This is a genomic window from Tepidiphilus sp. HLB4 (assembly GCF_054823945.1).
The window spans coordinates 1-8580 of sequence record NZ_JSYB01000022.1 but is presented as its reverse complement, the minus strand read 5'-3'; the positions used below and the strand labels follow the sequence as shown (position 1 = coordinate 8580).

8 protein-coding genes are annotated in these 8580 nt (G+C 66.5%); 1 reads left to right on the top strand and 7 read right to left on the bottom strand.

Annotated features, from left to right (window positions below; all coding sequences use genetic code 11):
- On the top strand, positions 1-545 hold a 545-nt coding region (locus OA56_RS05735; protein WP_461583994.1), incomplete at its 5' end, for a CZB domain-containing protein.
- Here OA56_RS05735 and OA56_RS05730 read toward each other — a convergent pair.
- The 7 genes from OA56_RS05730 to ppx form a co-directional block, all read right to left on the bottom strand.
- Positions 478-2127, bottom strand: a complete 1650-nt coding sequence (locus OA56_RS05730; RefSeq protein ID WP_461583992.1) for a chemotaxis protein CheB — start codon at positions 2125-2127, stop codon at positions 478-480. The two genes, OA56_RS05735 and OA56_RS05730, sit on opposite strands and share 68 nt — an antisense overlap.
- Positions 2124-3197 (bottom strand): flagellar motor protein MotB, encoded by a 1074-nt coding sequence (locus tag OA56_RS05725; protein ID WP_461583990.1) that lies wholly within the window; start codon positions 3195-3197, stop codon positions 2124-2126. The genes OA56_RS05730 and OA56_RS05725 overlap by 4 nt, the downstream gene beginning before the upstream one ends.
- A 12-nt stretch (positions 3198-3209) precedes the next feature.
- The gene (gene motA, locus OA56_RS05720; protein WP_461583988.1) at positions 3210-4061 is read right to left on the bottom strand and encodes a flagellar motor stator protein MotA; all 852 of its coding nucleotides are present in this window, start codon (positions 4059-4061) and stop codon (positions 3210-3212) included.
- A gap of 123 nt (positions 4062-4184) precedes the next feature.
- Entirely contained in the window at positions 4185-4757 is a 573-nt protein-coding gene (gene flhC, locus OA56_RS05715; protein WP_461583986.1) for a flagellar transcriptional regulator FlhC, read from the bottom strand.
- On the bottom strand, positions 4744-5088 hold the full coding sequence (locus tag OA56_RS05710; protein WP_055423738.1) for a flagellar transcriptional regulator FlhD: 345 nt from the start codon (positions 5086-5088) through the stop codon (positions 4744-4746). Before OA56_RS05710 ends, flhC begins: the two co-directional genes overlap by 14 nt.
- A 153-nt stretch (positions 5089-5241) precedes the next feature.
- On the bottom strand, positions 5242-6885 hold the full coding sequence (locus OA56_RS05705) for an acyl-CoA synthetase (RefSeq protein WP_461583984.1): 1644 nt from the start codon (positions 6883-6885) through the stop codon (positions 5242-5244).
- Positions 6866-8395 (bottom strand): exopolyphosphatase, encoded by a 1530-nt coding sequence (ppx, locus tag OA56_RS05700; RefSeq protein WP_461583982.1) that lies wholly within the window; start codon positions 8393-8395, stop codon positions 6866-6868. The genes OA56_RS05705 and ppx overlap by 20 nt, the downstream gene beginning before the upstream one ends.
- Positions 8396-8580 lie beyond the last annotated feature (185 nt).

Genomic DNA, 8580 nt, shown 5'->3' with positions numbered 1-8580 from the left:
CGAAGGAAGTCGAGGCGCTCGAAGGGTTGGTCGAAGACATCGAACGCTCGGCCGGGTTGGCGGCGCTGCGCAGCTTCTGCGAGCTCGCCAAGCTCGACCATATCCTCTACAAGTTCGCCGTATACGAGGTGCTGCTCGGCGTGAGCGACAGGGCTGCGACGGAATTCGCCAATCACCAGAACTGCCGCCTCGGGCGCTGGTACTACGAGGGGCGCGGCAAGGAGTGCTTCAGCGGTTTTCCCGGTTATCGCGAGATCGAGCGACCGCACCGCACGGTGCACGAGGCGGCGCAGGAAGCGTTCGAAGCCTTGGCGAAAAAGGACGTCGAGCGCATGGTCGAGGCGGCGCACCGCATGGAACTCGCCAGCCTGGAAGTGATGCAAGGGCTCGACCGCCTCGTCGAAGGGGCGGAAAAAAATGCCGAGCTGCTTGCCTGCGTCAAAGGCGGGGAGACGGCGCGCCCCGAGCGCGCCCCGCTCAGCGGCGCGCCCAAAGCGGCTGCCGCGCCGACACCGCCCGCACGATCGCCGGCCCGATCTCGGTAAGCGGCAGTACCTCGCAGGCGGCGCCCAGGCGCACCGCCTCGCCGGGCATGCCCCAGATGACGGCGCTCGCCTCGTCCTGAGCGATGGTGTGGGCGCCGGCCTCTTTCAAGGCAAGCAGCCCCTGCGCCCCGTCGCGCCCCATGCCGGTGAGGAGCACCGCCACCGCCGCCGGCCCCAGCACCTCGGCCGCACTGAAAAAGAGCACGTCCACCGAGGGTCGATGACGGTTGACGGGCTCGGAGCGGTCCAGCCGCAGCACGTAGCCATTCCCCTGACGTTCGAGGCGAAGGTGCGAATGTCCCGGCGCCACCCAGGCCCGGCCGCGCACCAGGATCTCGCCGTCTCGCGCTTCGCTCACGCGCAAGGCGCACACCTGGTCCAGCCGCTTGGCGAACGAGGCGGTGAAATGCTCCGGCATGTGCTGCACGATGAGCACTGGCGGGGCGTCGGTCGGCAGGGCTTGCAATACCGTCTTGATCGCCTCGGTACCGCCGGTGGAGGCGCCGATGAGGATCACCGGTTCGCCGGGGTGCACAGGCTCTTCGCGCTCCCTGCACGAGGCCGCCTCCGCCCCGGCGGCCCCCGGAAGGAAAGATCTGCCGGCACGAGCGGGAGAAGGCACCCAGGATTCGCCGCACGGCGTGGCCTGCGGCGGTGCAGAAGACCGATGCTCCCCCCCTGCCGCCGCCTCCCCGTCGGCCTTGCGACGATAGATCGTGCGTCCCAGCGGCTCGAACGCCTCGCTCGCATAGAGGAGGTTCTCCGAATGCCCCAGATAGAGGTAGCCGCCCGGGCGCAAGAGGGGCGCGAAGCGCTCGAGGATCATGCGCTGGGTATGGCGATCGAAGTAGATCAGCACGTTGCGGCAGAAGATCGCCTCGAACGGCCCTTGGACCGGCCAAGGGGTTTCGACGAAATTGAGCCGGGCAAAGCGCACGAGGGCGTGCAGTTCGGCGCGGATCTGCCAGCGGCCATCGGCGAGCGGTTCGAAATAGCGGTCGCGTAGGCGAGGATCGATCGCCTCGAGCCGCTCGGCGGCATAGATGCCGCGGCGGCCCTCTTCCAGCACCTGCGTGTCGAGGTCGGTGGCGAGGATCTCGACGGGGGGATCGAGCCGCCCCCACACTTCGCAGGCCGTCATGGCGATGGAATAGGCTTCTTCGCCGCTCGCGCATCCGGCCGACCACAGGCGAGCCCCTGGGCGCTGCCCGAGCCAGGTGCGCAAGTGCTCGAAGTGGTGCGGCTCGCGGAAGAAATAGGTCAGATTGGTGGTGAGCGCATTGATGAAGGCTTCGAGTTCGCGCTCGTCGCTGCGCACCCGCGCCAGGTAGTCGGCGAAGCGCTTGAGCCCCAGCGCGCGCAGGCGGCGCGACAGGCGAACGTAGACCATGTCGCGCTTGGCCTGCGAGAGCGCGATGCCGGCGCGTTCGGCCACCAACGCCCGGATGGCGGCGAAATCCTCTTCGGTGAGCTCGAACTCGCGCGGCAGCGATTCGAGGCGGGTCTGGGCGAGGCGCTCGATGGTGCGCCGCACCTCGGCGATGCGGCGCAGCGCCGAAGCGGAATCCTCTTCGCGGTTCATGGCGAGGCTCCGCCAGGCTTGGCGGTCGGCGCAGCCGGCGGCTGACCGTACCCCTGCATGAGCGGCGCCGCATGCTCCCGCGCCCGCCAGGCATCTTCCACTTCTTTCTTCAGCACGATGATGCTGATGCGCCGGTTCTGCGGCGCGTAAGGGTCTTCGGCAATGAGGGGGGAGGTGTCGGCCATGCCGACGACGCGGAAGATCTTGGTCGGGTCGAGCCCGCCGGCGACGAGCTCGCGCCGGGCGGCGTTGGCGCGCTCCGCGGAGAGCTCCCAGTTCGACATGCCGCGCCCATCGCCGGCATAGGGTGTGGCGTCGGTATGCCCGGCGATGCTGATGCGGTTGGGCAGGTCGTTGAGCGTGCGCCCCACCGTGCGCAGGAGCCGCCGGGTGTAGTCCTGCACCTGGGCGCTACCGAGCGCGAACATGGGGCGGTTCTGCGTATCGACGATCTCGATCACCAGACCGTCGTCCGAGATGCGCATCTGGATCTGATCCTTCATCGCCCGTAGATTCGGGTCGGCCTCGATGATCGCCTCCAGCATCGCCTTGGTCCGCTCGAGCTGCTGCAGTTCGCGCAGCTTTTCGCCCCCCATGCCGGGGCCGCTGCTGCCACCGCCGCGCCCGGGCGCCGGAGATGCCTCGGTGAGCGGCGTGCCGGCCACCCTTCCCTGCCCGCCAGCGGCGACCTCCACGTCGGAGCGGCCATGCGTGGGAGAGGCGCCCTCCCCGCCTTCGCGCGTCGCGCTGCTCTTCTCGCTGCGCGTCTCGCCGCGCTTGACCTGGCCCACGCGCCGGCTCAGATCCTCGCCGCCACCAGGGATGATACGCTCGGCATCGCCGGCGCCCGCCCCGCCTTCGCGCGCCACCTTGAGCGGGTTCTGGAAGAACTTGGCGATGCCTTCGAGGTCCCCCTGCGCCGTGGAACCGAGCAGCCACAGCAAAAGGAAAAACGCCATCATGGCGGTGACGAAGTCGGCGTAGGCGACTTTCCAGGCGCCGCCGTGGGCGGCGCCGCCGCCCTTTTTGATGCGCTTGATGACGATTGGTTGTTGACTCTCGTCGCTCATCGCATCGCGCCGTTATTTGCGGTTCTTCAGCTCTTCCTCGAGCTGAAGGAAGGTGGGACGATCGCGCGTCCACAGCACCTTGCGCCCGAATTCGATGGCGATCTGTGGCGGATAGCCGCTCATGCTGGCGAGCAGCACCACCTTGGCCACCTGGAAGGGTTTGGCGCCATCCTCGACTTTCGCTTCGAGCTGGCCGGCGATGGGCGCGACGAAGCCGTAGGAGAGGAGGATGCCGAGGAAGGTACCGACCAGGGCGCCGCCGAGCTTCTTGCCGAGCACCGCCGGCGGCTCGCCCACCGAACCCAGCACATTCACCACGCCCATGACCGCGACCACGATACCGAAGGCGGGCATGGCGTCGGCAATCTTGCTCACGATATGCGGCGGCATGTGCGCTTCCTGATGATGCGTCTCGAGTTCCTGATCCATGAGAGTTTCGATTTCGACCGGATTGAGGCTGCCGCTCACCATCATGCGCAGGTAGTCGGTGATGAATTCGACGAGATGATGATCCTTGAGTACGAGCGGGTATTTGCCGAACAGGGCCGAACCCTCGGGGTTGTCCACGTCCTGCTCGATCGACATCAGCCCTTCCTTGCGGATCTTGACCAGGATCTCGTAGAGGAGGGAGAGCAGCTCGAGGTAGAAGGCGCGCGTATAAGGGGAGCCCTTGAGGGCGCCCGACAGCCGCCCGAGCACGAGCTTGAGGGTGGCGCCGTCGTTACTGGCGATGAAGCTGCCGATCATGAGCCCGACGATGGCCACGTATTCTGCCGGCACCCACAGCGCCACGAGGCTGCCGTGGATCGCATAAGTGCCGAACGCGGAGGCGAGTATGATCACATACCCGAGCAGCAGAAACACGAATCCCCCCTTTTCGCTTTGCCGTGAGCCATCGAGCGCTGCGGATGCAGCCAAGCCGCCCCCGATCCGGGGGGCTCTATGTTAGCACAGGCTCATGCGTGGCGCTTGGCGCAATCGGGGGATTCAGGCGGGCTGGGCGCTCAGGCGCTTCTGTCCGCGGGAGATGGCCGTCTTGGCCGAGGTGCGGCTGCTGCCGGCGCGCGAGGGCATGTGGCAGATGCCGCAGACGAAGGTCTTGGCCGGCTCGTAGGCGTGGGTGAGGAATTCGCCGCAGCAGCAGGAGCACGGCGTGAGCTGCACCAGCTCGGCTTCGAAGAAGCGCAGCAGCGTCCAGGCGCGCGTGATGCTGAGCACCGGGTCGGTGCCAATGGCGTCGATCTGGTCGAGATAGAGGTGATAGGCGGCAATGAGCGCGTGCACGCCCTCGGCCGCACCGCTTTGCCGCACCCGGCGATGGAGGTTCATGAAAAGGGAGGCGTGCACGTTGGGCTGCCAGGTCATGAACCAGTCGGTGGAAAAGGGTAGCATCCCCTTGGGCGGGGAAGCATGGCGGATTTCCTTGTAGAGCTTGAGCAGGCGCTCGCGGCTCAAGGAAGTCTCCGCTTCGAGGAGCTGCATGCGCGCGCCGAGCCGGATGAGCTCGGCTGCAAGGCAAACGTCGGCCGCTTCTCGTTCGATCGACTCAGGTCTCGTCATGATGTCCTCCCGTTCGTTTGGTTTTCTTTCGCTGGCTGCCGTGCGCGAGGATGGCGGCGTGCAGGGTGGCGGTGAGCTCGTCGCGGGCCTTTTCTCCGGCCATGCGCTCGAGCACGGCCGCGTCGAAACGGAACTGCGGCAGCCCGATCTGCAGGCTCGCCATGCGCACCAGCTTGGCCGGCGGCAATGCGGCGAGCCAGCGCGCCGTCTCTGCTTCCAGGCCCAGCTTTACGGCGGCAGAGGCTGGGTCGCGCTGCACCATGCGCTGCGCGAGGATCAGGTAGCTGAGATTCAGGTCACGTATCTCGTCGGCGAAATCCTCGTGATCCATGCCTCTCTCCTTGGCCCAGTTTTACGATAGCACGATCAGCGCACGGCAAAAGGGGAAATAAGGGGCGCCGAACCCTGGATATCTGTTGCTTGTGGCGCCGGCGCAACGCCGCGCGGCGCACATACGCCGCACGGCGCGGCATCATGGCGCCTTTTATTCGATCGCCTCGCGCGATTTCGCCCGTTCGCGCAGGATGTACTTCTGGATCTTGCCGGTCGAGGTCTTGGGAATGGGACCGAAGATGAAGCGCTTGGGCACCTTGAAGCCGGCGAGGAGCCGCCGGCAGTGCTGCACGAGCTCTTCTTCGGTCACCGCCGCGCCTTCGCGCAGCTCGACGAAGGCGCAGGGCACTTCGCCCCACTTCGGGTCGGGCGCGGCCACCACCGCCGCGGCGGCCACCGCCGGGTGTTTATAGAGGGCATCCTCGACTTCGATCGAGGAGATGTTCTCGCCACCTGAGATGATGATGTCCTTGGCGCGGTCTTTGATCTTGACGTAGCCGTCGGGCTGCATCACGCCGAGGTCTCCGGTGTGGTACCAGCCGCCGCGAAACGCCTCTTCGGTGGCTTTGGGGTTCTTGAGGTAGCCCTTCATGACGAGGTTGCCGCGGAACATGATCTCGCCCATGGTCTCGCCATCCCAGGGCACCGGCTGCATGGTGTCCGGATCCATCACCGTGATCGCCTCCTGGGCGTGGTAGCGCACGCCCTGGCGGCCGTTGAGCCGCACCTGCTCTTCGAGCGGCAGGCTCGCCCAATCGTCGTGCTTGGCACAGACCGCGGCCGGTCCGTAGGTTTCGGTGAGCCCATAGACGTGGGTGATGTCGAAACCGATCTTGGCCATCGCCTCGATCATCGCGGCCGGAGGCGGGGCAGCGGCCACCAGGCCGGAGACCTTGTGCGTGATCCCCTTGCGCCAACTCTCCGGGGCATTGGCGATCATTGAGTGCACGATGGGCGCGCCGCAGTAGTGGGTCACCTTGTGCTCGGCGATCAGCTCGAGGATGAGGCGCGGATCGACGCGGCGCAGGCAGACGTTGGTGCCGGCGTTGGCGGCCATGGTCCAGGGGAAGCACCAGCCGTTGCAGTGGAACATCGGCAGGGTCCACAGATAGACCGAGTGCGGCGGCATGCCCCATGAGACGATGTTGCTGAAGGCATTGAGATAGGCCCCGCGGTGGTGATAGACCACGCCTTTGGGGTTGCCGGTGGTGCCGGAAGTATAGTTGAGGGAGATCGCCTCCCACTCGTCCTGCGGGTATTCGAGGACGAAGTCGGGGTTGCCCTGGGCGAGGAATTCCTCGTACTCGATCCGGCCGAGCCGCTCGCCGGGGCCGGTGTATTCCGGGTCGTCCACGTCGATGACGATGAGATCGGGGCGATGGGCGATGCGGATCGCCTCTTTCACCATCTTGGAATACTCGCGGTCGGTGATGAGCACCTTGGCCTCGCCGTGGTTGAGGATGAAGGCCACCGTCTCGGGGTCGAGCCGGATGTTGATCGTGTTGAGCACCGCGCCGCAGCCGGGTACACCGAAATGGCACTCGTACATCTCGGGCGTATTGTTGAGGACCACCGCCACCGTGTCGTTCTTCTTCACCCCGAGCTGGCGCAGGGCGGAGGCGAGCCGCCGGGCGCGCTCCTCGACCTGTTTCCAGGTATAGCGGCGCTTGCCGTGGATGACGGCGGTGCGCTCGGGGTAAATGTAGGCCGAGCGGGACAGGAAGGTGAGCGGCGTGAGCGGCACGTAGTTGGCCGGGGTCTTCTCCAGCCCCATTTCATAAGGGTTGAGCGTCATGTCGTTCTCCTGGGTGGTTGAAAGATGAGGGAAGCGGATCGAGGCGCAGCGGCATGCCGACGCTCGCCCATTGCGCGGTCTCGTCTTCCAGGGCGGCGCGGGTGAGCGGATGGCGGCGCAGGAAGGCGGACGGCAACTGCAGCCTGTAGCCATCCCCCTCGCGCCGGGCGTGCAGCCGCTCGAAGCGCCTGTCATCGCGGGCGCGGTGCAGCACGGCGGCGATGCGCAATGCGAAGATGAGATCCCAGTGCGGCGAACCGGGAGGAAGCTCGGCGAGCCGCTCGAGCTTGCCGCGGTGGCTCAGCACGAGGCGCGCGAGCTGCGCCTGCTCCATGCGCGAGAAGCCGGGCATGTCGGCGTGCGCCAGGATGTAGGCGCCATGCTTGTGATGTCCGGCATGCGCGATCGACAGGCCGATCTCGTGCAGCCGCGCCGCCCAGGAGAGCAGCCGTCGATCGGGATGCTCTTCGAACGCGAGCTCGGGGCGCAGATCGAGGGCGAGCTCGAGCGCCGTGGTCTCCACCCGCCCGGCGTGTACCCGGTCGACGCCATAGCGCTCCATGAACCGTTCGACCGAGGATTCGCGGATGTCCTGGTGATGATGCCGCCCGAGCAGATCGTAGAGTACCCCGAGGCGCAAGGCGCCTTCGGAGAAGACCATCTCCTCGAGCCCGAGCACCTCGAAGGCGGCGGCCATGATCGCCACCGCGCCGGGGAAGACCGGTTGGCGGTCGCGTTTGAGCCCTTTGAGCCCTTTGAGTGCCTCGATCGAGCCGAGCGTGGGTAACGCCTTGACGAGCTGCTGCAGCCCCTTGCGCGTGATGGTCTCACGGCTCCAGCCTTGAGCGACGAGCACGTCGCGGATCGCCTTGGCCGAACCGCTGGAACCGACGGCCCGCTCCCAGCCCAAGGCCCGAAAAGGGAGGGCAATCGCCTCGATCTCCTTGGCCGCGGCGAGCCGGGCCTCGCGCAGGCGGCCTTCGGTGATCTTTCCGTCGGGAAAGAAGCGCAGGCTGTAGGAGACGCAGCCCATGTAGAGGCTCTCGAGCAAAATGGGCTGGAAACCGCGGCCGATGATGACTTCGGTGGAACCGCCGCCGATGTCGATGACGAAAGTCTGGCGATGCGGCTCGGGCACGGCGTGCGCCACGCCGAGGTAGATGAGGCGGGCTTCTTCCCGGCCGGAGACGATCTCGATGGGATGCCCCAGGATCGCCTGCCCCTGAAGCACGAACTCGGGCGCGTTGCGCGCCACGCGCAGGGCGTTGGTGCCGACCGCGCGCACCGCTTCGGGAGGAAACCCTTGCAGCCGTTCGGCAAATCCCGCCAGCGCCGACAGCCCACGGGCGAAGGCGGCGGCATCGAGCCTTTTGTCGGCGCCGAGCCCGGCGGCCAGACGCACCGCTGCCTTGAGGTCGTCGACGGGGTAGAGCAAGTCGCCGTCGACGCGGGCGATTTCGAGCCGGAAGCTGTTCGATCCGAGATCGACGGCAGCCAGATGCGAGAACAAGCCCTTCCCCTCAGCGAATGGTCGCACGGATTGTAACGCCGAAGCGGTGGAAGCCGATGCGGGAACGCGATATGATCCAGCGGAAGATAACGCACGTGCATCGACCCTGGAACCAACTCCCGTATTACAAAAAGTGCAAATTAGTCCATAAGGGTGTTCATGGAAAACACCATGAGCACAGGCAA

Excerpts from the sequence above, each read along its gene's own strand:
- OA56_RS05730 (WP_461583992.1), bottom strand. The coding sequence starts at position 2,127 with ATGAACCGCGAAGAGGATTCCGCTTCGGCGCTGCGCCGCATCGCCGAG.
- OA56_RS05725 (WP_461583990.1), bottom strand. The coding sequence starts at position 3,197 with ATGAGCGACGAGAGTCAACAACCAATCGTCATCAAGCGCATCAAAAAG.
- flhC (WP_461583986.1), bottom strand. The coding sequence starts at position 4,757 with ATGACGAGACCTGAGTCGATCGAACGAGAAGCGGCCGACGTTTGCCTT.
- OA56_RS05710 (WP_055423738.1), bottom strand. The coding sequence starts at position 5,088 with ATGGATCACGAGGATTTCGCCGACGAGATACGTGACCTGAATCTCAGC.
- OA56_RS05705 (WP_461583984.1), bottom strand. The coding sequence starts at position 6,885 with ATGACGCTCAACCCTTATGAAATGGGGCTGGAGAAGACCCCGGCCAAC.